Annotated in this window: 25 protein-coding genes and 1 tRNA gene; 8 read left to right on the forward strand and 18 right to left on the reverse strand. The window is 63.2% G+C overall.

The window, feature by feature from the left end:
* Window positions 1–144: 144 nt before the first annotated feature.
* On the reverse strand, window positions 145–2,295 hold the full coding sequence (locus tag Q4610_RS19940) for a strawberry notch-like NTP hydrolase domain-containing protein (RefSeq protein ID WP_304537621.1): 2,151 nt from the start codon (window positions 2,293–2,295) through the stop codon (window positions 145–147).
* Window positions 2,296–2,322: 27 nt separating this feature from the next.
* Between Q4610_RS19940 and Q4610_RS19945 the strand changes: the two genes are divergently transcribed.
* A complete protein-coding gene (locus Q4610_RS19945; RefSeq protein WP_304537622.1) occupies window positions 2,323–2,670 on the forward strand; it encodes a hypothetical protein in 348 nt (115 codons plus the stop codon).
* A 73-nt stretch (window positions 2,671–2,743) separates the two neighbouring features.
* On the opposite strand, the gene Q4610_RS19950 is transcribed toward Q4610_RS19945, so the two are convergent.
* From Q4610_RS19950 to Q4610_RS20000, 11 genes are all read right to left on the reverse strand, one after another.
* On the reverse strand, window positions 2,744–2,971 hold the full coding sequence (locus Q4610_RS19950; RefSeq protein WP_304537623.1) for a DUF6117 family protein: 228 nt from the start codon (window positions 2,969–2,971) through the stop codon (window positions 2,744–2,746).
* Complete coding sequence (locus Q4610_RS19955) at window positions 2,958–3,476, reverse strand: hypothetical protein (protein WP_304537624.1); 519 nt, start codon at window positions 3,474–3,476, stop codon at window positions 2,958–2,960. Before Q4610_RS19955 ends, Q4610_RS19950 begins: the two co-directional genes overlap by 14 nt.
* 79 nt (window positions 3,477–3,555) lie before the next feature.
* On the reverse strand, window positions 3,556–3,921 hold the full coding sequence (locus Q4610_RS19960; RefSeq protein WP_304537625.1) for a DUF6915 family protein: 366 nt from the start codon (window positions 3,919–3,921) through the stop codon (window positions 3,556–3,558).
* A 10-nt stretch (window positions 3,922–3,931) separates the two neighbouring features.
* Window positions 3,932–4,438, reverse strand: a complete 507-nt coding sequence (locus Q4610_RS19965) for a DUF6878 family protein (RefSeq protein ID WP_304537626.1) — start codon at window positions 4,436–4,438, stop codon at window positions 3,932–3,934.
* Window positions 4,439–4,531: 93 nt separating this feature from the next.
* Window positions 4,532–6,622: a ParB/RepB/Spo0J family partition protein gene (locus Q4610_RS19970; RefSeq protein WP_304537627.1), complete on the reverse strand. Its 2,091-nt coding sequence runs from the start codon at window positions 6,620–6,622 to the stop codon at window positions 4,532–4,534.
* Between the two features lie 126 nt (window positions 6,623–6,748).
* Entirely contained in the window at window positions 6,749–7,954 is a 1,206-nt protein-coding gene (locus tag Q4610_RS19975) for a DUF932 domain-containing protein (RefSeq protein WP_304537628.1), read from the reverse strand.
* A gap of 519 nt (window positions 7,955–8,473) precedes the next feature.
* A tRNA-Arg gene (locus Q4610_RS19980) sits at window positions 8,474–8,550 on the reverse strand.
* A 242-nt stretch (window positions 8,551–8,792) separates the two neighbouring features.
* Window positions 8,793–9,179 (reverse strand): hypothetical protein, encoded by a 387-nt coding sequence (locus Q4610_RS19985; RefSeq protein WP_304537629.1) that lies wholly within the window; start codon window positions 9,177–9,179, stop codon window positions 8,793–8,795.
* Window positions 9,180–9,281: 102 nt separating this feature from the next.
* Window positions 9,282–9,962, reverse strand: coding sequence for an endonuclease III (gene nth, locus Q4610_RS19990; RefSeq protein ID WP_304537630.1), 681 nt, complete (start codon window positions 9,960–9,962; stop codon window positions 9,282–9,284).
* Window positions 9,963–10,727, reverse strand: a complete 765-nt coding sequence (dapB, locus tag Q4610_RS19995; RefSeq protein WP_304537631.1) for a 4-hydroxy-tetrahydrodipicolinate reductase — start codon at window positions 10,725–10,727, stop codon at window positions 9,963–9,965. It abuts the gene before it with no gap.
* A gap of 93 nt (window positions 10,728–10,820) precedes the next feature.
* Window positions 10,821–11,957: a 2OG-Fe(II) oxygenase gene (locus Q4610_RS20000; RefSeq protein ID WP_304537632.1), complete on the reverse strand. Its 1,137-nt coding sequence runs from the start codon at window positions 11,955–11,957 to the stop codon at window positions 10,821–10,823.
* A 152-nt stretch (window positions 11,958–12,109) separates the two neighbouring features.
* Between Q4610_RS20000 and Q4610_RS20005 the strand changes: the two genes are divergently transcribed.
* The 6 genes from Q4610_RS20005 to Q4610_RS20030 all read left to right on the forward strand — a co-directional run bounded on the left by Q4610_RS20005 (window position 12,110) and on the right by Q4610_RS20030 (window position 18,551).
* A complete protein-coding gene (locus tag Q4610_RS20005; RefSeq protein ID WP_304537633.1) occupies window positions 12,110–12,808 on the forward strand; it encodes an NAD-dependent deacylase in 699 nt (232 codons plus the stop codon).
* Window positions 12,809–12,885: 77 nt separating this feature from the next.
* Entirely contained in the window at window positions 12,886–13,623 is a 738-nt protein-coding gene (locus Q4610_RS20010; protein WP_304537634.1) for a class I SAM-dependent methyltransferase, read from the forward strand.
* Window positions 13,620–14,921 (forward strand): hypothetical protein, encoded by a 1,302-nt coding sequence (locus Q4610_RS20015; RefSeq protein WP_304537635.1) that lies wholly within the window; start codon window positions 13,620–13,622, stop codon window positions 14,919–14,921. Before Q4610_RS20010 ends, Q4610_RS20015 begins: the two co-directional genes overlap by 4 nt.
* Window positions 14,918–16,063, forward strand: a complete 1,146-nt coding sequence (locus tag Q4610_RS20020; RefSeq protein WP_304537636.1) for a glycosyltransferase family 4 protein — start codon at window positions 14,918–14,920, stop codon at window positions 16,061–16,063. Before Q4610_RS20015 ends, Q4610_RS20020 begins: the two co-directional genes overlap by 4 nt.
* Entirely contained in the window at window positions 16,060–16,806 is a 747-nt protein-coding gene (locus Q4610_RS20025; RefSeq protein ID WP_304537637.1) for an FkbM family methyltransferase, read from the forward strand. The genes Q4610_RS20020 and Q4610_RS20025 overlap by 4 nt, the downstream gene beginning before the upstream one ends.
* A 2-nt stretch (window positions 16,807–16,808) precedes the next feature.
* Window positions 16,809–18,551, forward strand: coding sequence for an MFS transporter (locus Q4610_RS20030; protein ID WP_304537638.1), 1,743 nt, complete (start codon window positions 16,809–16,811; stop codon window positions 18,549–18,551).
* Between the two features lie 4 nt (window positions 18,552–18,555).
* Here Q4610_RS20030 and Q4610_RS20035 read toward each other — a convergent pair whose 3' ends face one another.
* From Q4610_RS20035 to Q4610_RS20055, 5 genes are all read right to left on the reverse strand, one after another.
* On the reverse strand, window positions 18,556–19,584 hold the full coding sequence (locus Q4610_RS20035; protein WP_304537645.1) for a FecR family protein: 1,029 nt from the start codon (window positions 19,582–19,584) through the stop codon (window positions 18,556–18,558).
* Entirely contained in the window at window positions 19,502–20,107 is a 606-nt protein-coding gene (locus Q4610_RS20040; protein ID WP_336622884.1) for a sigma-70 family RNA polymerase sigma factor, read from the reverse strand. Before Q4610_RS20040 ends, Q4610_RS20035 begins: the two co-directional genes overlap by 83 nt.
* Window positions 20,108–20,296: 189 nt before the next feature.
* On the reverse strand, window positions 20,297–20,494 hold the full coding sequence (locus Q4610_RS20045; RefSeq protein WP_304537640.1) for a hypothetical protein: 198 nt from the start codon (window positions 20,492–20,494) through the stop codon (window positions 20,297–20,299).
* 670 nt (window positions 20,495–21,164) lie between these two features.
* Entirely contained in the window at window positions 21,165–21,461 is a 297-nt protein-coding gene (locus Q4610_RS20050; RefSeq protein ID WP_304537641.1) for a hypothetical protein, read from the reverse strand.
* A 1-nt stretch (window position 21,462) separates the two neighbouring features.
* Window positions 21,463–22,002, reverse strand: a complete 540-nt coding sequence (locus Q4610_RS20055) for an antirestriction protein ArdA (RefSeq protein WP_304537642.1) — start codon at window positions 22,000–22,002, stop codon at window positions 21,463–21,465.
* Window positions 22,003–22,314: 312 nt separating this feature from the next.
* Here Q4610_RS20055 and Q4610_RS20060 point away from each other — a divergent pair, with 312 nt between their 5' ends.
* Complete coding sequence (locus Q4610_RS20060) at window positions 22,315–22,596, forward strand: hypothetical protein (protein WP_304537643.1); 282 nt, start codon at window positions 22,315–22,317, stop codon at window positions 22,594–22,596.
* Between the two features lie 20 nt (window positions 22,597–22,616).
* Here Q4610_RS20060 and Q4610_RS20065 read toward each other — a convergent pair whose 3' ends face one another.
* Window positions 22,617–23,471, reverse strand: coding sequence for a hypothetical protein (locus Q4610_RS20065; protein WP_304537644.1), 855 nt, complete (start codon window positions 23,469–23,471; stop codon window positions 22,617–22,619).
* Window positions 23,472–23,609 lie beyond the last annotated feature (138 nt).

Here is a 23,609-nt window from a genome sequence, read left to right on the forward strand (position 1 = left end):
GCCTGACCCGTCTTCGAACACTCCCTCTAACCCGCATATTATCTGGAGTGAAATCATGGAAAACCGAAGGAAACCTGCGTCTCTCGCCGCCACGCTCGACATAAACTGCGACTGCAAAGAATACGTTTAATGTGGAGCTCCACATTAGACATATTCACGCGGCGTGATGTCAATCTGAACGTCGTTCCATTCGCCCGGATCGATGTCTGCGAGGCGGCGCGACAGCAACGCTTCCCCGGTCGAGACGATCTGCACCACAGCGGCGTGGCCGTCGGCCAGCCCTTGGTCGATCGCCGTCATCAGCGTCGGCGTCTTCATCGCGGTGATCAGATGGTTGAAAAAGCGCTGCTTGGCAGATTCGAAGGCCGAACGGGCCGCGGACTTGGCCTGCGCGTTCGAGGTGCCTTCGCTGCTGGTGACGTTTGCGGCCTCCAGTGCGGCGTCGAGATTGTTGTGAATCACTTGGAAGGCCCCGGCGTAGGCATCGTAGATGCGCACCTGCTCGGAAGTCAGCTGATGCTCGACCAGTTCATATTCGACGCCTTCGTAGGACAGCGAGCGGGCGGCATAGAGGCCGAGTGCCTTCAGGTCGCGTGCCAGCACTTCCATTGCCGCGACCCCGCCCGCTTCGATGGCTGCGATGAAATCGGTGCGCTTGTCGAACGGGAAGTCCGCACCGCCCCACAGGCCGAGCCGCTGCGCATAGGCAAGGTTCTCGACCGTTGTCGCGCCGGTGGCCGAGACGTAGAGGATGCGGGCGTCGGGCAGCGCGTGTTGCAGGCGAAGCCCGGCGCGCCCCTGCTGCGAGGGTGCGGAATCGCCCCGGTCTGACTTGCCGCCACCGGCATTCTGCATCGCATGGCTTTCGTCGAAGACAATGACCCCGTTGAAGTCGGTGCCCAGCCAATCGACGATCTGCTGGACCCGCGAAACCCGGTTCTCGCGCGCGTCGGAGCGTAGCGTGGCATAGGTTGTAAAAAGGATGCCCTGTTCAAGCCGGATCGGCGTGCCTTGCCGGAAGCGTGCGAGCGGGGTGACGAGCAATGGCTCCTGACCCAAGGCCTTCCAGTCGCGCTGGGCATCTTCGAGCAGCTTGTCGGACTTCGAGATCCAGACCGCACGCCTGCGGCGCTTGAGCCAATTGTCGAGCAATATGCCCGCAACCTGGCGACCCTTGCCCGCGCCCGTGCCGTCGCCGAGGAACCAGCCTTTGCGGAACCGGACAGCGGTGTCGCAGTCGTCGGGAGCGGCCTCGACCTTGTCCCAGGTCGCATCGACCGACCATTTGCCAGCAAGGAGATCGGCATGAGCCTCGCCCGCATAGATCACCGATTCCAGCTGGGCGTCGGACAGCAGTCCCTGTTCGACGAGGCCCGCAGGCAGATGCGGGCGGTAACTCGGCTTGGGCGGCGCGACCGAGGACATTGCTGCCGATTGCACTAGGCGGGTCGGATGCGGCTGGGCACCCGCGATGTGGATCGATTGGAGCGTGTAAGGCTCATAGAGAGTATCGGAGAGCTTGCCGTCGCTGGGCGACTGCCAGTCGATCAACTCATATTCCAGTGGAGCGCCCGATGGCTCACGCGCCGGAGCCGAGACCAATTTAGGCTTCGAACCTGCCGCTTTGATGGCAGGCGAACTGCGGGGTGTCCTCAGCGGCTGAATCGCCGATGCTGCTATGGGCTGACGTGGCGGAAGGCTGCCCGTCAGCCAGCGCAGCAAGGTCGCAAGATCGGGGGCCATGCCCGGCGATACCGGAAACTGCGCTGGATCGTCCGAAGGTACCTTGTCGATCACCGTCAACCGGGTTTCGACCGAAGTGCCGTGCGGCGCGAACACGCTGCCAGCGATCGTCGCGGTGAACACGACGCGGGCGTTGTCTTGCATCCGGATGAAGCCATCGCGCCACGCCTTGTGACCGGGCGCGCAATTGGCCCCGGTTATCGCAACGAGCCGCCCGCCACCGCCAAGCCGGGCAATCGCCGATGACAGATGGCGGAAAGCTGCGTCGGCCACACGGGTCTCGACATGGAGTGCGGTCGAGAAGGGCGGGTTCATGACGATGCAGCTCGGAACCAGGCCCGCGGCGAGCCGGTCATGGATCTGCGCGGCGTCGTGCATCGAGACGCTCGAGCCTTCGAACAGACTGCCAAGCAGCGCCGCCCGCACCTCCGCAACTTCGTTCACAGCCAACCGGCACCCGGCTAGTTCGGCCTGGATTGCCAGCAACCCGGTGCCCGCTGAAGGTTCGAGCACCAACTCGCCCGGGCGGAGGTCTGCCGCGAACCCGGCCACCCATGCGAGGCCCAATGGGGTCGAAAATTGCTGAAAGCTGAGCATTTCTTCGCTGCGCCGGGTCTGGGTCGGTGCGAGCCGGGCAAGGCGTTCGACCAGCTTCAGCTGTTCGAAGGGATTCGCGGTCCTGCCATGGATCGCCGGGCCATAGCGGCGCATGAAGAGCAGCTGGGCGACCTCGACCGCTTCGTAGGCGGCTTTCCAGTCCCAGGCACCGCTCGCATCGCTGGCGCCAAAGGCGGATTGCATCGCGGTGCGAATGGCCGGGGCATCGATCCGGCGCCCGGCGGCAAGATGGCCGAGCAGGTCATGGGCTGCGGCAATGATCGAGGCAGCAGTTTGCTCCGGGCAAGCGGAGGCAAGCGGGCGCGTTGAGGCACCCGCCAAAGGCGAAATGGTCATGGGATTGTTCCTTTGAATGGAGAGATTGAGTGGTCCGGCCCTGCGATCAGGCGGGCGGGATGTAGGTTTCGTAAGGGTTGCCGGGAGCGAGATGACCAAATGGCGTCATCACATAGTCGCCCCCATCCTGATCGGCGCCACGGCCGACCGCGCACATGACATAGCGGGTCTCGCCGCTCGCGACCTCGGTACATTCCATCAGCGCGAGATCGCCAGCTTTCGCCGCCTTCAACAGCGTCTCGAAATTGGCGCGGGCATAATCAGGAATCGCCATGGCTGATCTCCCCGTTGGCGGCGGCTTCCTTGTAGAAGCGGTCGAACAGCGTGTGGGTCGATTCCGACCGGATGGTCGCTGCGGTGATCAGCATGGCGAGCCCGCCAAAGCCATCGGGCCGCATCTTCGTGGCTGTGAACGCCATGGTGACGGTCAGGTGGTCGAGATCGGGCGAGCGGCGCACGATGTCCTGTAGCACGTCGGGCCAGAGGTCACCGCACATGTCGAGGTCGATGTCGTCCTCGCCCAAAATGGCATCGGGCTGCTCGTCGATCAGCTTTTGGGCGAGGCGGCTAGTTTCAGGCGTGGCGGCATCAAGCGCTGCGCGAACGTCGGCCGACGGCAGAGAGATCAGGTCGCTCGCGCCCTCTTCGCTGTAATAATAGGCGGTTTCGCTTGTCAGTTCTTCGTCGAACACCTGCGCGAGGAACATCCGCTCGATCGGCAGCATGGCGGCGAGCGGGATCATCGGATCAACAACCGTAGGAGTGTAATAGTCAGCCATCTTGTGGCTCCTTCATATGAAAATGCCCTCGGCGGGTGGGCCGAGGGCGTTGGTTGGTTTGGATTGGTGTGACGAAATGTCAGGCCGCAACGGCCTCGAACGGATCGACCAATTTGTGGATCGGCTGCGCACGTCCCATCCACGGTTCGGGCCGAATGCAGCGCACCCAGTCGGCGAAGCTCGAAATGAACCCCAAGTCCTCGATCACATGGCGTTCGCCGATCAGCCGCACCGGGACGACGCGCCCCGACGACACCGTAATCGTTGCGCCGAAGAAGCGTTCGAGCATGAAGATGCCCTCGGCATGGTGGCGCAGTGCCCGGTGCCGAAAATCGGCGGTGATCGATTTGCTCTCGTCGAACCATTGGTGGAGAGCGAGATAGTCGTTCGGCTCACCGCCCCATTGGCGGACGCTCGAAAGCGCATGGTGATAGCAATGTCCCATCGTCGCCTCCTCACCAGGTCGTTTCGGAATATTCGGTGGCCATCATCCGTTCGTGGTAGCCAAGCGTGATGATTCGCTCCGTCACATCGAAACGGAACTCGCCATAAGCGCCTTCATTATTTTCCCATCCGCCATGCTCACCTTCGAGCAGGTCGTAGGCGAGCGTTTCGATCACATCCTTGACGCGGCCGCGCTCGTCAGCATCGCCGTCAGCTGGGGAATTGGCCCCAGCAACCGACAGCTTGTCCTCGGGCAACGCGACCTCGCCTTGCGCATCGAAGGCGAACATGTCTTCGATCTGGCCGCTGTCGCCGCTGCCGTCAAAATCGACCGTCACGAGGATGATGCTCTTCGCTTGCAGGAAGTCGAACAGGCTGGCTTTGAGCCCGACGAGTTCTTCGGCAAACGCCGCGCGGCGCTTGGCGTCCTCTGCGATCCAGGCGTCATAATCGAATGTGAAATCGAATGTGAAGGGCGTGACTTGGGGTTCCGGGCTTGCCGGTTGAATGGTGGTCATGTCGAATTCCTTTGATGGGCGCATCCGCATGGGAATGCTGTGCTTCAGTCGGGATAGTGCGCGGGACGGCTCCGTGCCGCCCCGCGCAGGAGGTCATTCGGCGGCGATTGCGTAGGCATCTTCGGCCCCGGTTTCCTCAGTGCCATCATCGCCCGCGAGGAAGTCGGGAAGATCCCCGACCTCCGCCTCGGTCGGTTCGATGACCGGCAGCCGCAGCGGTTCGGGCAGCCAGCCTGTGCCTTCGAGCAGACGTTCGGCCTCGCGGGCCATGTCGCCCTTTTTCAGGTGTTCGATCAGCACGGCGGTGGAATCGCCCTTGGCTTCGCGGACGGCTTCGATGATCCGCGGCTTGGTGACACGGCCGAGGTAGTTGTCGACTGTCGGCGTCCAACCCGCCTCAGCCATGTCGAGCCCGACAACGCAAGCAAGCGCATCGGCAGCGCTGATCCGCTGGGCAACAGTGTGCGCCGAGATGCGACAGTCGTAGCCCTTGACCGCTTCGAACAGGGCGTTGACTCCAAGCGAGACGCAATGGGCGAGCAGCGCCATCTGCTCCTCGTAAGCCAGTGCGACGAGTGCCGCCCACAGTGCGCCGGGTTCGTCGGGCAGGCGTGCCTCCCACTGCTCATGCCGGGCCTGGATGCTGGTGCTCCAAACGGAATCGCGCAGGCTCGGGGCCGCGTTGCCGAGCCACGACTGGGTCACGCCGATCTGAACGCAGCCCGACTGCCCGTGCGAGCGGAACACCGACAGACACAAAGCGTGCAGCAGCGCGATGAAGGCTGCGTCCGGTGCATGGGCGAGAGCTTCGCGCAGCGCCAGCGTGCGTTCGGCGGTGAGTTCGGAAACGAGCCGATCGGGCAACGGACGGATGGCATCGTCCTCGTCGTCCGCAGCCTGCTCGTCCTGCACCTGACCGGCCACGGTGATTACCGGACCGGAAACGAGGTCACCAGTCTCGGCGCTGACTGACGAACCGTCGCCTTCGGCAACCGGCTCATCTTCAGGCCGGACATAGCCCCGGTCGATCCGCAGGCGCCCATCGTGGGCGAGCGAAACGAATACGCCCGCGCAAGCCTGCTCTTCCGGATCGAAGACGGCAGGTCGGCAGTTCAACGTGGTCAGTTCGGCATCGATCTCGGTCAACCGGGCGTCGACCGCGTCGGGCAGGTCGCAGCCATCGCGATATTCCTCGCCGATGGCGTCGTATTCCTCGACGAGGACATCGAGCCGGGCCTGTTCCTCGTCGGTCAGCGGAACCGTCATGCCGATGATGCGGCGCTTGCCGCGTTCGCAGCCGAACGGCAGGTCGATGGCTGCCTCGACCCATTTCCAGCCTTCGCCGCCGATCTCCTGAGCGATCGACGCCAGCTTGTCATTCACCAGCAGTTCGACCAGTGCGGGATCCTGCAGCCAGCCATCGCCATCGGCGGAGAACAGGTCGCGCATCACATGGCCGCCGGCTTCGGTGTAGCTGTCGATGCCGATGAACCGCACTCGCCGATCGGCCGCAGGAATCGCATCTTCGGTCAGCAGCCGACGGATGTGGTGAGACGAAATGTGTTGGCCGTTGTTGACCTGGTCCCAGACCTGTTCCTGGCGTGCATGGTTTTCGGTGACCGAGAAGGCCATGAGCTGCTCAAGCGTCATGCCATCCTCGCCGTAGATGTCGAGCAGCGTGGGCGAGACCGAGGCGAGGCGCAGTCGCTGCCGCACGGTCGAAACCGAGACGAAGAAGCGGGCCGCAATGTCCTCTTCGGACAGCCCCGCTTCGATCAGCGCGCTGAAGGCGCGGAACTGGTCGAGCGGGTGAAGGGCGACCCGCATGACGTTTTCGGCGAGTGAGTCTTCCTCGGCGATACCGGCTTCGCGGACCACGCACGGAACCGGTTGATCCTTCGCCATCCGCTTGGACTTCACCAGCAGTTCGAGCGCGCGGAAGCGGCGCCCGCCCGCAGGAACCTCGAACATGCCGGTCTCCTTGCCATCGTCATCGAGCATGGCGCGGACGTTGAGGCTCTGGAGCAGGGTGCGGCGGTAGATGTCGTCGGCGAGATCCTCGATCGAGAGGCCCGCCTTCACGCGCCGGACGTTCTTCTGGCTCAGCACCAGCTGGGAAAAAGGAATGTCGCGCGAGGAACTGAGCACGAGCTTGGGCAGCGACTTGGTTTGGGACTTGGTCATGGGTTTTCTCCATGACGGGCCGCCGGGAGCCTCTCTCTCGGCCTCGACCCGTCACGAAGCGCAGCGCCGCCCTCTCACTCTGGAGAAGGCAGCGCAGTGCTGGAGAAACACCGGGATGGTCCGGGCTCAATGAACCCGGTCGAGCAGCTTCTTCGCCTTGCCCTCCATATCGAGGCGGGCGTCCTGGTGGGCCTTGTCGCGGGCCAGCGCGGTGATCCCCTGCACGAAGTCGAAGATGGACTCAGGCGGGCGACCTTCCTCGGCCAGCACGGTTTCGATGATCTTGCCAGTCTCGGCCTTGGAGAACCCGCGCGCCCGCAGGAAGTCGCTGCGGTCATCATCCGTGCGGGCGACAATTCGTTCGCGCGCTGCCTTGATACCGTTGACGAACGGCAGCGGCGAGGAGTTGGCGAAGCCCTCCAGTGCCGGTGCGGCTTCGTGGGCAAAGCGGTTCGCCGCATACTTGCTGTGCCGGATGCTGATTTCCTCGAAGTCCTCGACGCCCCAGAGGTTCCGGTTCTGGCAGACCGCGCGCAGATAGAAGCTCGCCATGCCGAGCGTCTTCGCCCCGACCTCGGAGTTCCAGCAGTAGAATCCCCGGAAGTAGAGGTCCGGCGATCCGTCGGGCAGCCGTCCCGCCTCGATCGGGTTGAGATCATCGACCAGGAACAGGAACACGTCCCGGTCCGACGCATAGAGTGTGGTGGTATCGCGCGTGATATCGACACGGGGATTGTAGAGGCCGGTCGACCAATCGAGCACGCCCGGCACCTTCCAGCGGGTATCGCCCGTGCCATTGCCAGCGATCTTCTGCACGGCTTCGACGAGTTCGTGGTCGTAGATTCGGCCATAATCGGGACCGGTCACGGCGCGCAGTTCCAGCCTGCCCCCGGAAACTAGATCGTCGGTTTCGAGCGTCTTGATCTGCTCGGCGCGGTGTGAGGTCAGACCATATTGCAGGTTGATCGCCGCGAGGGGCGCAGGCAGTTGGCGCAGATAGGCAGCGGGCGCGCCGACCTGGCTTGCCAGCTGACCGAAGCTCCAATGGGTCGGTGTGACGGGTGCATCGGCGCCGGGCAGGATCAGCGCCAGGCGCTCGGGATCGTTGCGATTTGCGTCGACGTGGATGAGTGCGCTTTCAACGACGCGAGTGCGGCTGCGCTCGGAACGTCCACGCACGGACCGCGCCAGATCGCCGAGCGAGAGAAACCGTTCGTCATCGGGCCGCGAGAACCATTCCGACGAAACCCGACCGACCCGCTGGCCGCGTGAGACATCGACCTTGTAGCCACCGCTCGCATCGCGGCGAGCATCCAGAACCTGCATATTCATGGGGAAACCTCCATGACGGGCGGCCGCGAGCCTTTCTCTCGACCCTCATCCCGTCACGGCGAAGCCGGCCATCCTCTCACTCTCACCTGCTCAGGCTGTGTGTCGCGCGAGCGGCCAGCGAGAATGCCAAGGCAAAACAGCCGCACCCTGAAAGGAGGCGGAGATCGATCTCTTGCTCGTGCAAGCGGAAAGGCGGGGCTGGTCGGCTTTCTGCCTGCACATGAAACCATTATCGCCGGTTCAGAGTGCGTGCGGGGCCTACCTCAGCAAATGCCGCGCCCTCAGGAGCAGGCCTTCAGGCCTGCGAGACAGAGCGCGTCATCAGCCCCGCTCCGATTCTCGGGGCGTTGCGGGGTGTCCCCGCAGAGGTGGGTGTGGAGGAGACGCAAGGCGGCTCGGACCAGGGAGGACGCCTCCTCCCACTCAATATCTTGTCTCTGCTATGGGCTTGATCCGGCGCAAATCCGTTGATTTCAACAGTCGAATTGCATCGCAGAAATTTGGGTAAATAGGGGAAGCTGGCGCACCCGACTGGATTCGAACCAGTGGCCTTCGCCTTCGGAGGGCGACACTCTATCCAGCTGAGCTACGGGTGCTTAGTGCTTACGCAGTGCTTACGCGGAAAAATTTGCAGTGTGAAGCCTTGAAGGCTCGTGCTATTAAGATAATGAAATTACGTAGTATTTTCTCCAAATAATTCCCGTTTCTGAGCTTGACGTCTGCCTTCGGAGGGCAACGCTCTATCCAGCTGAGCTATGGGTGCATGACGCTGGTCAGGAGGGGCGGTTAGCAAAGTCCTTGGCCTCGCGCCAGCGTCAAATTGGCCTTGCACCAATTCTTATTTCCCGACCTTCTCCATCGGCTGAAATTTGCCCAGGCCGCAGCTCGCGCCCGGTTGCAAGCCGGGGCCAGCATTCCACAACACAGTGATGATGTCGACCGAACAAAGCTGTGACAGGCTGGTCCTGTACAGGAAGCGCTTTTCGAAGCCGAGGCTGGGGCAACTGTTGGGCAGCGTGTTGCGATAGACTTTGTTGCCGTTCATGATGAAGTCGATCGTCCGGTCGTCACGCACATTGGTCGACTGGATGGAGCGGATCTGGACGCAGTCGATCGCCTCGCCTTTCGGGACATGGAGATCAGCTTTGTCCCTGGCGATGGCAGGCAGGGCGGTGCAGGCGATCGCCAGGCCAAGTGCAAGCCGGGCGTGAGCAACAATGGACATGGCGTCTCTCCTTTTATCATGCCGAATCGACGGCATGGCGGACCTGTTTCCGTCACGGTCCTTAGCGCTGCATGGCTGAACGGGATGAGAATGGACGGGTGCTCAGTCGGGTGCCCTGGTCTCTCCCGTCTTGGACCCTGCTACTCTGGGCGCAGCAGTCTTGGGCTTGAACCGGCACAGGTCGGCAACGATGCAGCGCCAGCATTCGGGCTTGCGCGCCTTGCACACATAGCGGCCGTGCAGGATCAGCCAGTGGTGCGCGTCGCGGCGGAAGGGCTGGGGCACATGCTTGTCCAGCTTCTGTTCGACCGCCAGCACCGTCTTGCCCGGCGCCAGGCCGGTGCGGTTGCCGACGCGAAAGATATGGGTGTCGACCGCGAACGTCTCCTGCCCGAAGGCGGTGTTGACCACGACATTGGCGGTCTTGCGCCCGACACCGGGCAGGGTGGTCAGCGTGTCGCGATCCTGCGGCACTTCGCCCCCGAAATCGCGGACCAATATTTCCGACAGGCCGATGACATTCTTCGCCTTGGTATTGAACAGGCCGATCGTCCTGATATGCCGCTTCAGCCCCTCTTCGCCCAGGTCGACCATCTGCTGCGGCGTCTCGACCTCGTGGAACAGGGCGCGGGTCGCCTTGTTGACGCCAATATCGGTAGCCTGCGCCGACAGTGTGACCGCGACCAGCAACTGATAGGCATTGCCATATTCCAGTTCCGTCACCGGCGCGGGATTGGCTTCGGCCAGCCGGCTGAAAAAGTCGAAGATGTCGGCTTTTTTCATCTACAGGCCCAGCACGGCCTTCATGTCATATCGGCCGGCGGGCTGGCCTGTCAGCCAGCGCGCGCCCTTCACCGCACCGCGCGCGAAGATGACGCGATTTTCGGCACGATGGCCGATCTCGATCCGCTCGCCTTCGGCCGCGAAGATCACCTGATGGTCGCCCGCGACCGATCCGCCGCGCAGCGCGGCAAAGCCGATCGCGCCTGTCGCCCGTGCGCCGGTGATGCCGTCGCGCCCGCGCTCGCTATGCGCGGCCAGTTCTATGCCACGTCCGCGCGCGGCGGCCTCGCCCAGCAGCAGGGCGGTGCCCGATGGCGCATCGACCTTGTGCCGATGATGCATCTCGACAATCTCTATGTCCCAGTCGTCGCCAAGCCCCGCCGCCGCCTTTTCCACCAGCGCGGCGAGCAGGTTGACGCCCAGCGACGTGTTGCCGGTCTGGAGCACCGGGATATGCCGGGCGGCGGCATCGATCAGCGCATGATGCACCGCCTCCAGCCCGGTGGTGCCGATCAGGATCGGCGTCCTTGCGGCGATGCAGGCGTCCAGATGCGCGGACAGGGCACCCGGCACCGAAAAGTCGATCAGCACGTCGCTTGCCTGCGCCAACGCCAGCGGATCGGCGGTGATGGCGATGCCTGGCGCGATCTCACCCACGCAATCGCGGTCCGTCCCGCCTGCGATTGGCAGGCCGGCCTCCGCCGCGACCTGCGCGATCGCCCGTCCCATGCGGCCCGCTGCGCCGAAAATGCCAATGCTCGTCATGTCCGTCCCGTCATTATCCAACCGGCCATGGCCGATGCCAGAGCGGCGGCGCTTTGTCATCCCTTGGCATGCCATCGCTTGGCGCGGGGCGCGTCAGCTTTCCTGCATTTCGGGTGCATCGATCGATCGCAGCACATTGTCGCGCAACTGCGGGTCGTCCAGATGCTGCGCATTGTCGAGCCTGACCTTTGCCGCCGCCTCGTCATAGAGGAAGGGCAGGACGGCAAAGCGGCGTCCCTGCGTCACCGGCAGCGCCTCGTGCAGCAGCGAACAGGAAAAGACGATCGCCCCGCCCGTCGGCGGGCGGTAGGTGCGCGATCCGAACTCCGGGAAGCGCAGGTCGCCGCCCTCATACTCCTCTGCGTTGAGGCCGATCGACACGGCAAAGCGCCGGTGCGCGGTGCCCAGCGTGCTGTTGTCGGTATGCGGCCGGAAATAGCCGCCCGTCCCCGCATCGTAGCAAGAGATGATGTAGCGCTCCATCCGCGTCGCCCGGAACTGGAAGGCGCGCTCGACCTGCGGCACCAGTCGCCGGACGATCCGCGCCTGCACCGCCTCGCGCAGCCGGGCGTCATCGATCATGCAATCGCTGCGGCGCTTATGCCGGTGATTGAGTTGCAGCACGGTGTTGCCGTTGGCAGGGTCGGTGCTCATGAAGCCGCTCTCGCGCAATCCCTGCCGGTCGGCATAGGCGATCAGGTCGCGACAGAGCGCCGGTTCGAACAGGCCCGGCACCTTGAGCACCGGCGCCCAGGCGTCGCTGTCCCTGTGCACCGGCGGCAGATCGGCCATCGCCGCGCGGATTTCGTCATCATGGCTGGCCAGATCGGTGGCGGGCACCATGCGGATGACGCGCAGCCCCGGATCGAGGATCCAGGTGCAGACCGCGATCGCCCGCGGGCCATTTTTTTCAGGCCGCAGCGCGCCGAACAGTTCGGCCACCTTGCGGTCCAGATCGAGGAAGATGCGCAGGCCCGGATAGCGTTCCTGCAACCGCTCGCCGTCCGCATCGTGCGGATCGCTCGTGACGATGAAGGCGCAGGCGAAATCATCATCGAACGGCCCGGCATCGGCGCGCATCCGGCGATAGAAGGCCATGGCACCGGGCGCGCCGGAACTGCCGATGAAGGTGATGGCGATATAGCGCCCGGCCGTGCTGCGGAAAGAATAGTCCGGGTTGGCGAGGCTGCGGACACGAAAGGACGGGACAGGATCGCCGGGCAGCAACATGGACAATCTCTCTCTATCGCCGGATCGCAGCGCCGCGATTTTGGCGGATCGGGCGGTGGGCACTCTTGACTGCCGCCGGTGCATCGTCAAGGCCGTTGGGCGATGCCGCATCCAGCATTGGCGCGGTGCTCTTTGCCGTTTAGGATGGCGCGATGCGCGACATCCACAACATCGTCATCCTCACCGGGGCAGGCATTTCCGCCGAAAGCGGCCTCGCCACCTTTCGCGGCCCGGACGGCCTGTGGGAGGGGCATCGGGTGGAGGATGTCTGCACGCCCGAAGCGCTGGCGCGCGACGCGGTGCTGGTGCATCGCTTCTATGACGAGCGGCGGGCGAAGCTGGCGGCGGTGCGGCCCAATGCCGCGCATGAAGCGCTGGCGGCGCTGGATGTGCACTGGCCCGGCGGGCTGCTGATCGTTACGCAGAATGTCGATGACCTGCATGAGCGCGCAGGGACGAAGCGGCTGATCCATATGCATGGCGAATTGAAATCCGCGCTCTGTGCCGCCTGCGGCCGGGCGGTGGCATGGGCCGATCCGCTGCCGCCGGGGTCGGTCTGCGGCGGTTGCGGCCAGCCAAGCCTGCGGCCCGACATCGTGTTCTTCGGGGAGATGCCCTATGCGATGGAGGCGATCGACGCGGCAATCCGGGACGCGGATCTGTTCGTGTCGATCGGCACGTCGGGTGCGGTCTATCCCGCCGCCGGCTTCGTCCAGACCGCGCGCCATGTCGGCGCGCGCACGCTGGAACTCAATCTCGATCCGTCGGCGGGCAGCCTCTGTTTCGACGAGGCGCGGCTTGGCCCGGCGAGCGAGCTGGTGCCGGCGATGGTGCGGGACTTGCTGGCCTGAACGGCGCATAAGCCCTCTCGCATATCGCCGCGCTTATAGTATAGCGCCCGCATTGATATCCCTGCGCGGAGCATGCGGTGATTACTGTCCAGCGGGTGGCCAAGGCCGCCGGCAAGCATCTGACCAAGGCGGCGCTGCACGTCCGCAAGGCTATGGGCGCGCGCGCGACGCGCGGCTGCCCGGCCTGCGGCGCGACCGTGGTTGGCTTTTTCCGCTATGGCGACAATGGCGAATGGGGTTGCCCGCAATGCGGCGCATCCCCGCGCGAGCGGCTGATGAACTGGCTGATCGGGGAGAGGCGTCTGGCCGTGCCGGTGCAGGGCGCGATCCTGCACATGGCCCCCAATGAAGCCAGCCTGGTGCGGCGCTTTTCCGCCGCCGCCGACTATGTGCCGGCTGATCTCGATCCGGCGCGCTACACGGTGCCGAACATGCGCCGCGTCGATCTGATGGAACTGGCTGATGTTGACCGTTACGACCTCTTCTATGCCAGCCATGTGATGGAGCATGTGCCCGACGACATGGCGGTGCTGCGCAACATATTGCGGGCGCTCAAGCCGGGCGGCGAGGCGTGGCTGATCGTGCCATTATGGGACGGGCCGACCGAGGATGGCAGTTTCGACATGCCCCCGCGCGAACGCGAGCGCCGCTTCGGGCAATGGGACCATGTCCGCCAATATGGCCCGGATTTCGCTGATCGCATCCGGGCCGCCGGCTTCGACCTGGAGGAAATCGACGCTGCCGGGATCGATCCTGATACGCGCCATTTCTACGCGCTGGACGACCGGCTGTTCAGGGCGCGCAAGCCCGCATGAACCGCCTCGCGCGGATGGAGGGCAGCGCCCGCATCCTGGCCCTGGTGAAACTCGCCAATGTGGGGCTGGTGCTGGTTTGGGGCTTTGCCGTCACCTTCGTCTTTGTGCGCGCATTGCCGATCGCCGAGTTCCAGTCCTTCCTGCTGCTCGTCGCCTTCGCCAATTTCACCGTTTCGGCCGAATTCGGCCTGACGAGCATCATCTACGCCCGGTTGCGCCAGCATTGGCTGGGCAACGGGGCGGGGCAGGGCGATGGCGGCTTCCGGCTGGAGGAGATGGGCGTGCTGTTCCTTTTCCTCGGCCTGCTGGTCGCGGGCGCGACACTGATCCTGATCGCCGCGCTGGCGCTGGGCTGGCTGGCGACTGGGATGCCGCTGCTGTTCCTCTTCTTCTTCCTGTCCGCCTGCCTCAACCTGCCGGCCTTGCTCGCCAAGCGGGCGCTGGCGGCGGTGGACGGCAATTTCCTGTGGGAAGCGCTGGATTGCGCGCGGCGGGTGGTGACGATCGGCCTGTTGCTGGTCATCCTCCTCGGCCTCGATCCGCGCCTGTCGGTCGCGCTGCAACTGGTCGTCAGCATGATCGTGATCGGCTATGCGATCGGCCATGTCCATCGCCGGCTGGACATGCGCCGGCACCACTGGCTGGCCTTCCGCGTCGGCGGCGGCCATGTCCGGGCGCATTATCTGCGCGACATCGGCGCTTCGGCGGCCTTCACCCTGTCGGACATCATCGCCTATAACGCACCCTATTTCACCATCGCGGCGGTGACGGCCGACGCGCGGCCGATGCTGATATTCGATTTCTTCTTCAAGATGTCCCGTTCGCTGTCCATGTTGGTGCGCGCGATGGTGGAGGCGGCCTTGCCGCGCATCACCCGCGCCTGTCATGCGGGCGATGCAGTGCGGCTGCGCCAGTTGCTGCTGCGGGCGCTCGCTGCTGCGATGCTGTTCGCCATCGGGCTGGCGGCGGTGCTGCTGGTCGCCGGCGACCGGCTGTTCGCCATCCTGTTCGATGGTCGTGCGGCGATCGACCGGGCGGACATCGTCCTCATCATTGTCGCGCTGGCTGCGCTGACGATCCTGTGCGTATCGGTCTATGTCCAGGCGGCGCTGGGCCGGTTCGGGGCCTTGCTCGCACGGTCGCTGCCCTTCCTCGCCGGATCGCTGGCCAGTGCGCCGCTGGCGCTGCTGCTCTGGCCCGATCGCTTCGACCTTGGCTTCCTGGCGCTCTATGCGTTGACGCTGGTGGGTGTCGCGGCGCTGCACCTCCTGTCGCTGCGCCGGTTGATGCGCGCATGAAGGTCGCGATGCTCGATCCCTCGCTCTTTACCGGGCGCTATGACGACAGCCTGTGCGCGGCGCTGGCCGGGCAGGGGGCACAGGTGACGCTGCTCGGCCGCCCGATGCGCCCGACCGACGCGATCGTGCCGCAAGCCTATGCCTATTGCCCGCATTTCTTCCGCCGCAGCGAAGCGCTGCGCGGAAAGATGGGGGAGGGGCGCGCCTTTCGCATTGCCAAGGCCGCCGAATATGGCCTGGCTTGCGCCCTGGGCGACATCGCGCCCATGGCCGGAGCCGACATCGTTCATGTCCAGTGGCTGCCGTTCGCGCCCGCCGACCGGCTGATGCTGAACCGGCTGAAGGGGAAGGTCGGTCTGGTTCATACCGTCCATAATGCCGACGCCTATCATGCCGATGCGGGCGTGCAGGGGCGCGGCTATCGGAAGCTGCTCGACCTGTTCGACGCGTTGCTATTGCATGGCGACACGACCCGCGTCGCGCTGGTCGAGCAGGGAGTCGATCCCGCGCGCATCCATGTGACGCCGCATCCGCCGATGCGCCTGGCCCCGGCAAATGCCGCCGATCTGGCCGCCATCGCCCCACCAGCCGTGCCGCGCCTGCTCTTCTTTGGTACGATCCGCCCCTATAAGGGCGTGGACATTCTCCTGGACTCCTGCCTGCGGCTCTGGCGCGCGGGCCATCGCTTCGAACTGGTGCTGGCGGGCAAGCCTTTCATGGACGTGGCGCCGCTGATCGATACGATAACGCAGGCAGGCTTTGCCGACCGCCTGATCACCGATTTCGGTTTCCTGACCGAAGGCCGGCTTGATGCCCATATGATGCGCGCCGACATAATCGCCTTTCCCTATCGCCATATCGATTCGAGCGGCGCCTTCCTTTCGGCACTGCATCATGGCAAGGCAATGGTCACGTCCGACGCGGGCATGTTCGGCCAGTTGCCGGACGGGGTCGCGGTGCGCGTGCCGGCGGGAAATGCGCCGGCATTGGCACAAGCCCTCTTGCCGCTGATCGAAAGCGCGCCCATCAGGCGGGACTATGGCGCGCGGGCGCGATTTTATGGCGAAGAGATGGGGTCCTGGAAGGATATGGCGGTGGGGACGATCGGCATCTACGAAACCGTGCTGGCCGGGCGGGCATGAACCGTTATCTGCGCGAACTTTCTGATCGCAGGCTGGCCCTGTCCCTTGCTCTGGCGGGGCGGGTCCACCAATATCCAGAAGTGCAGGCGTTGAGGCGCTTTCTGTCGACCTTCGCGGTCGATTGCCTGTTCGATGTAGGCGCCAATCGCGGCCAATATGCCATCATGGCGCGCAAGGATGCGGGCTATAAGGGGCTTATCCTGTCGTTCGAGCCGAACCCGGCCGTGTTCGCTGAACTTGCAAAGCGCGCGGCGTCCGACCGCCACTGGCATGTGTTCAACATGGCGCTGTCCGATTTCGATGGCACCGCCAGTTTCAACATCATGGCCGCTGACCAGTTCAGTTCGCTCAAAGCGCCGTCCGGCGAACAGGATGCGATCTTCGCCGATCGCAACAAGGTCATGAGCAAGGTGGACATGCAGTGCCGCCGGCTCGACACGCTGCTGCCCGAACTGATGGTGCAGCACGGCTTTGCCCGCCCCTTCCTGAAGATGGATACACAGGGCCACGATCTGGCGGTTTGCGAAGGTGCGGGCGAGGTGCTGAACCGGATGCTGGGCATCCAGACCGAACTGGGCGTTCGGCCCATCTATGATGGCGGGACCGGCTATCGCATGATGATCGACTGGCTGGAGGCGCGCGCGTTCCTGCCCTCCGCCTTCTTCGCCAACAACAAGGGGCATTTTCCGTTGCTGGTTGAAATGGACGGCATTTTCGTCAACCGGGCGCTGGTCGAGGGCTGAGCATGGGGACGGCCGCCGGTCATGTTCATGCCCGTCGTCTGTTTCTGGCGGGCGCGTTTGGCCTGGCGCTTTGGCTGGGCGCGACCTTCCTGTGGCACGTAACCTATCGGCAGGGCATCAGCCTGGCGGTGATCCTGTTGCTGGACCAGGATTTTCCAGCGCTGCTTGGCTCATTATTGCTGTTGGCACTGGCAGCGCCCTGGGCGGAGGGGAAGGGCTTTACGCTGCCCAAGCCCACGGCCGGAATCGTCGTGCCGCTGATCCTGCTGCTCGGCATGGCCGCCTGGGCCGGGCATTACGCCCTGTTCCAGGATTATGCGATCAGCCGGGACGAGGAAGTCGCCCGTTTCGCCGCCGCCTATATGCGCGAAGGGCTGTTCGCGCGACCGATCCCGGTCGAATGGGAACCTTATCGCCGGGCGATCATGCCCGAATTCTTCTCGCCCTTTGGCGCGGCGGATTACTGGACCGCTGCCTATCTGCCGGTGAACAGCGCCATCCAGGCGATCTTCTGGGAACTGGGCGATCCCAACCTCGCCGGGCCAGTGCTGCTGATGGCGGGATTGTTCGCGCTGTGGCGGGTGGCGCTGCACCTGATGCCCGACAGGCCGGATGCGGTGTGGGTGACGGTGCTGCTGGGCTTTTCATCCAGCCAGCTCTGGGTCACTGCCATGACCCCCTATGCCATGACCGGCCATTTCGCGCTCAACATGGTCTGGCTTGCACTGGTGCTGCGCGGTGGCGTGATCGGGCATCTGAGCGCGGGGGTGGTCGCGCTGATCGCGGCGGGGCTGCATCAATGGCATTTCCCGCCTATCTTCATTGCGCCTTTCATCCTGTGGATGCTGCTGGCGCGACGCTGGGGCGTCGCCGCGTTTCATGCGTTCACGCTTGTCGCCATCGTCATCGTCTGGGCCAAGCTCTGGCCGGGCTTCCTGCTCCATGCGCTGGGCGCGCCGGCCGACGTTCGGCCTTCGGCCGGCGTTGCCGACAAGGTGGGCAGCCTGTTCCAGCGTCTGGGCGATCGGTGGCAGCCTCTCGTCAACATCAGCCGCTATGTCGCCTGGAACAATATATTGATGGTGCCGCTGGCGGTGCTGGGCATGGCGGCGATGCGTTGGCGCAGCATGATCCGGGGGCAGGAAATCGCGCTGCCGCTGGCACTGGGCTGCCTTGCCGGCTGTATGCTGGCACTGGCGCAGGGCTATGGCTGGGGTTTTCGCTATGCCCATGGTTTCATTGGCCCCTTCTGCCTGTTGGCGGGCCTTGCCTGGGCGCGTTTCCGCCCGGAAGGCGCACTGCGTCCCCTGTTCATCGGGCTTGCCATCACCGCGCTGGCAAGCGGATATCTGGTCTGGCGCACCCATATGTTCGTCGCGCCTTATGCGGCCAGTCACAAGCTGATCGATTCGAGCGAGGCCGATGTCGTCCTGGTCGATCCGCGCGGCGGCCTCTATGTCACCGACCTTGTCCGCGGCCGCAATGGTGTGCCGGGAAAGCCGATGGTCATGAACCTGGGCATGCTGACGCTCGATCAGGTGGACAGACTGTGCCAGTCCTACGTCGTCCAGTTGTTCGACCGATCCGAATTTCGGCCGCTGGGTGTGCCGCTGGCCCGCTGGAATCTTGGCAGCATGGATGCCTTGCGCGCCCATATGAAGGAGGCTGGCTGCGACAAGCCGGTGCAGCCGCCGCTGCCAGACACATTCGAAGATGCGCTGAACATCGCTGACAATGCGATGTAGCGCCTTAATCGCTGACGGCATTGCCGGCGCTTGCCGGCTCTTCGTCGCGATAGAGCAGCATGACCGATCCGTCCTCTCCATCCACGACCCGGATCGGCAGGCTGAATTGCAGCGCTGACAGAAATTCCCGGCTGTCGGTGGTGCGGAATCGGCCGCCGATGCGCAGGGCCGATACGCGGGTGTCGCCGATCAGGATCGGCGCGGCGCGATAACGATTGAATTCGCTGGCCGCCTGGTCGATCGTTTCGCCGTCCAGTTCGACCATCTGTTCCCGCCAGGCGACGCGCTGGCCGATCAGCTTGGCGCCAAGATGGGTGAGGGCAATGCTGCGCGGCTGGATGACCGCGCCGCTGCCGGCGGCCACTTTCTGCCCCACGCTGCCGCCTGAATGGACGGTGACGGTGCCCTGCGTCACGGTCAGTTCGACAATGGAAGGGCGCATCCGCACGTTGAAGGCGGTGCCAACCGCCCGGATCACGGCCGATCGCGCCTCCACATCGAAAGGCCGTGCCTTGTCATGCGCGACTTCAAAGGATGCTTCGCCCTTGAGGATGCGGACCTTGCGGCCATTGTCGGTGAAGCGGACCTCCGCCTGACTGTCGCTGTTGAGATGCAGGATGGAGCCATCGCTCAGTGCAATGTCGCGCATCTGGCCTATGCCCGTTTCGTATCGATCCACCCCGCTGAAGGTGCGGACGGTGACGATGGCGGCGACGATGAACAGCATGACCGCGACGGCGGCGGCGACCAATATATTGCGGGACAGGCGACGCTGTTGTTCTTCGCTGACGATTTGCGCCATCGGCGGCAGGGTTACGTCGGCGGCTGCGCTTTTCAGCCGTTCGGCCGCTTCCCAGGCGGCTTCGGCACGGGCGAAGGCAACGGCATGGCGCGGATCGGATTCGATCCAGGCGCAGATATCGGCTTCGTCCTGGGAGCTGGGGTCGCTGTTAAGCCTGGCCAGCAGGCGCGCGGCTTCCGCTTCGATCGCGTCCCTGTTGCCGCAACTTGAACCTGGTCCCGACGCCTGCACGCTCGAAGTCCGTTTCCTCACGTTCTGCCCAGGCCCGCATAACTATCGCGATGGCTTTGGCCAGATGTTTTTCAACAGTAGAAACGGACAGGGACATTTCCTCCGCTATTTCCAGCATCGATTTTTCGTGAATACGGCGCAGGATGAATACGCGGCGACATTGGGTGGGCAGCGACTCGACGATCGCCTCGACCTGGCGCAGCGCTTCGCGGGCATGCAGTTGCGCCTCTATATTATTGTCGCCACCCAGCAGTTCCAGATCGGCGATCGTTTCGAAACTCACCACCTTGTTGCGACGAGCGGTGTCGATCACCAGATTGCGGGCAATGGTGAAGAGGTAGGCGCGGCCGGTAGTGACATTTTCCCAATTTTCCGTGGCATAGGCGCGGGCCATTACCTCGGCGACCATATCTTCCAATTCATGGGTAGAGGGCAGGATGCGACGGAGGCGACCGCGCAGCGCGGCTTCCTGTGGCAGGATGACCGTCTTGAACCAGTCCAGTTTAGCGCGAACCCTATGCACGTTGACCCCCTTTTTGTCAGCCGCGCCTCTCCTGATTTCTTGTCCCGATTTCTTGTCTTTGTCATATTTCAATCATGGATGCAGGGGCCTGTCCAGACGACGAAGGGGTATATTTTTCGCACCCGATAAAAAGATCCCATCTGGTGCAGAAAAATTGTGGATATGTGACGGCCCATGCACGGCGTACCGTCAGTCGGGGGGTGGCGGCAATTCCATGGGCGCGCTGTCAGGCTGGTCATAATCCGGCCCGACAGGCGTGATCTCATCGGGGTCGGTCATGGGGGCTTCGACCGGCTGGTCGGGCGCGGGCATCTCGTCGGGGGATTGCGGATCGATGCGGTCGGGTGGCGGAACGCCGTCGGGGGCGCTGTCGGGACGGGTGGCCATGTCTGTCTCTCCTTTGTAATCGAACAGGGCTACGCATGGCATTGCCCGGCGGTTCCACGCGCCGCGCCAGTATCCCTTGCCTCTTCCCCCGCTTTTCTCTATGCCGCGCCGACCGGCGACCGATGCGGGCGTGGCGAAACTGGTAGACGCGCCAGATTTAGGTTGTTGTTGATCTGCATAAATTATCAATAAAATCAGCAATTTGCAAGCGTCAATATTTGCTGTGTGTCCAAGTATGTGTCCGCTTTTGGTAGCACATGCCAGTGAGGGCGTGCTTTTTGCCTGTCTATGCAATTGCACGCTGCGGCTGGCCGTGTAGCGGTGTATGGTCGCTCTCAGTTCTAAACTGGTAATGATGAGCTGGCGCATGGCTGCTGAGCCTTGGCATCCCAATCGGCGTTGGCGGCTTCGCAAGCCGTCTATGGATTTATCCCAGCAAAGCGAACCGGTTTCGACCGGCGCAAATGAGCCTTCGGATATGTCTCGCTTGCCGCTAGATTGTCGGTTGAAGATTGCGGACGATTTTGTAGCCGCGCATCCGGGCCGTGCAGTTGCCGAAATGCTGCTCGCTCTCTTCCCTGAATTGCGTCAGATCAGGCGGGAGTAGGGGGAGGCGTCGATGTGCCGTGATGGAATTGCGGAGGTCAATCGGGCTATTGGCCGCAATCTCCTATTTGAACAAGTCCCCCTGCCTGCTGGCTTTGACATAGGCGGTCCAGTCGGTGTCCGTCGCCGCTGCCTCGTCCAGCCATGCGATGACCTGTGCCACGACATTGCCTCCCTCTGCCTCAATGGTGCCGGGGCGGTGGAAGTGTGAACGGTAGCCCGTGTCGGTAATGGGGAGCCGCGCGCCCGCTGGGCTAATGCTTCGGATTTCCAAATGCGCGGTCACCTTCCATTTGAGAGGCTCATAGATGGCTTCGATCTCGATGCCCTGCCACGTGAAGAGGTAGGTTCGCGGCTTCATGTCAGCACCCCGCGAACACATGCACGGTATCCCACCCCATCTGCACCGTGAAAAGGTCGCCGTTGATTTCAGCATCGCGGGCCATGGCCTGATAGTCGATATAGTAGCGCAGCGCTTGCGGGATGGCGGTGGTTTCCTCCGTCACTTCCTGCACATAATCGGCAAGGCTGGCATAAGTGCCAAGGTGGCGATCCTCCAACGCCCTACGGGCTTCTTCAAGGTCGCCGTCGCAATGGTCGAGCAGCGCCGCGCCCAATGCTCCATGCTCGGCAATGAAGCTTGCCAGTTCCGTCACCGTGTCGAGGCTCGCATGTTCGCTGATGCGAACGCCGCCGAACCCCTCATGGTCATGAATGGCCCATTCCTCGGCCCCGGCGATGGGCGACGCGGCCAACATGGCGGCGACCTCATCCCATAGCGCCCATGCCTCCTGCGCGGCGTCGATCCACGCCCCATGCAGAATGCCGTTGTTATAAGCGGCAAGGCAGGCGACATAGATTCTCGGCTGTTCGGTCTGGCTGGTGGTGATGGTTGCTCCCATGTTTTCCTCCGTTTGGCTTGGGTTTCAGGTGTTCTGAAACCCTGCCTTCCGGCGAGGACGGGTGTGCAAACGGAGGGGCGGTTTTGCGGGGAACCGGCTGCACGGAACGTAGTGGAGGAAGCTGGGCGAAAACCGATCCGAAGTGCGCTGAGGGCTGGCCCTAAGCCGCGTTAGTGATCGCAACCGAAGGCGGAAACGCATGGCGGTTCCGGGAGCGCCAGGGAGTAGAGCGCGTGCCACAGGCAACGCTCGTTTGATTGGTTGCCAATTCCCATTCTGAATGGTTTCTTAAGTAGAGCTAAGGGAGACTATATGTTTGACGATAAGCAAAGCGGGCTGCGTGTTAAGGTCACTGTGGTGGATAAGGATGGGAATGAGGTTAGCGATGCACGCGTTAGCAATTTATTTCATTTCGAACATGAAACTAAATCAACAAATGATGAAATGATCTGTATCCACACTTACTGGTGCGCCGTCACCCATGGCGATCATTATTATCACGACATTCCCTTCTTCGAAGGATCGATGGATACGATGTATCGCTATGCAGAAGATGGAAGTTTGCGTCTTTATTGGCCTTTACCATCGACATGACTAACTCCTCGCCAGCAGTTTTACTGAGGAGCCTTCGGGCGACCAACCACCACCACATAGCGCGGCGTGCTCAGTTCCGTGAACAGCTTTACATGGACAACGAACACAGGGAACGTGGTGATCCCAATCGCGGTGAATGACCGGGCATACGCTGTTTGAAGCGAAATATGGTGCAGGGCGTTGTCACTGCTAATGTCCATCAATGCCGCGATGTGATGGCTATCGAACGCAGGCTCATCCGCGATGCAATAGTTCGCCAAAAATGGATCGAATTGATTCATGCCCAATTCCGCGACAGCGTAGGCATAGGCTGCCTTGGCAATCGCCTGCGAAAATACACCCGCGTGTACGTGAAACCCAAACCGTAGCGTACTGTTGCCCAAAGCCGCTTTGCCGCGCTCCTGCGCGTCGGCTGGCATGGCAATCATGACCCGTCCACTCCACTCCGTTCCGGGCGGCGCACCCGTTAGAATGCCAGGGGGATGATCGCCCACAAACGCGATAAAGAAGGGCGGCATACCGTCATGGGGAACCTCCTTCTCAATTTCCGGCCCACCTTCGCGGCTCACATGCATCTTCATCCCCAGCTTGCGCGCGTGCTTCTTGCGAGAACGAAGACCAAGCGCGCCGCGCGGCTGTTCAAGCATTCTGCGCATGAGCAACTGCTCAATCCGGCCAGTGATGTGGGCGCAATCGACGCAACTGGCTTTGGGCAGCAACAAGTCGCCCCTCAAGCCATCGGCGATAATATGCTCATCCGTCAGCACCACCTCTGGTGGTTTCTTGAAGCAATAGATGCATTGCCCAACCTCCGGGTAGCGCCGCGTAGGCGCGTCCCGCATGACGCGATGTTCGCTGATAAGTCTTGTAAACATCGGATGTCACCTGTTTGTGAGAACGGCGGAGCAATATTCGACCACGGTAGCGGCGGGATAGTCCTGCTGCGGGCGGCGTAAAAGTCGTCCACCTTGAAGCCTTTCTGCCGAGTCAGGGAGGTGTGGGGATCTACAGCG

Source organism: Sphingobium cyanobacteriorum (assembly GCF_030580935.1).
GTDB classification, from domain to species: Bacteria; Pseudomonadota; Alphaproteobacteria; order Sphingomonadales; family Sphingomonadaceae; genus Sphingobium; species Sphingobium cyanobacteriorum.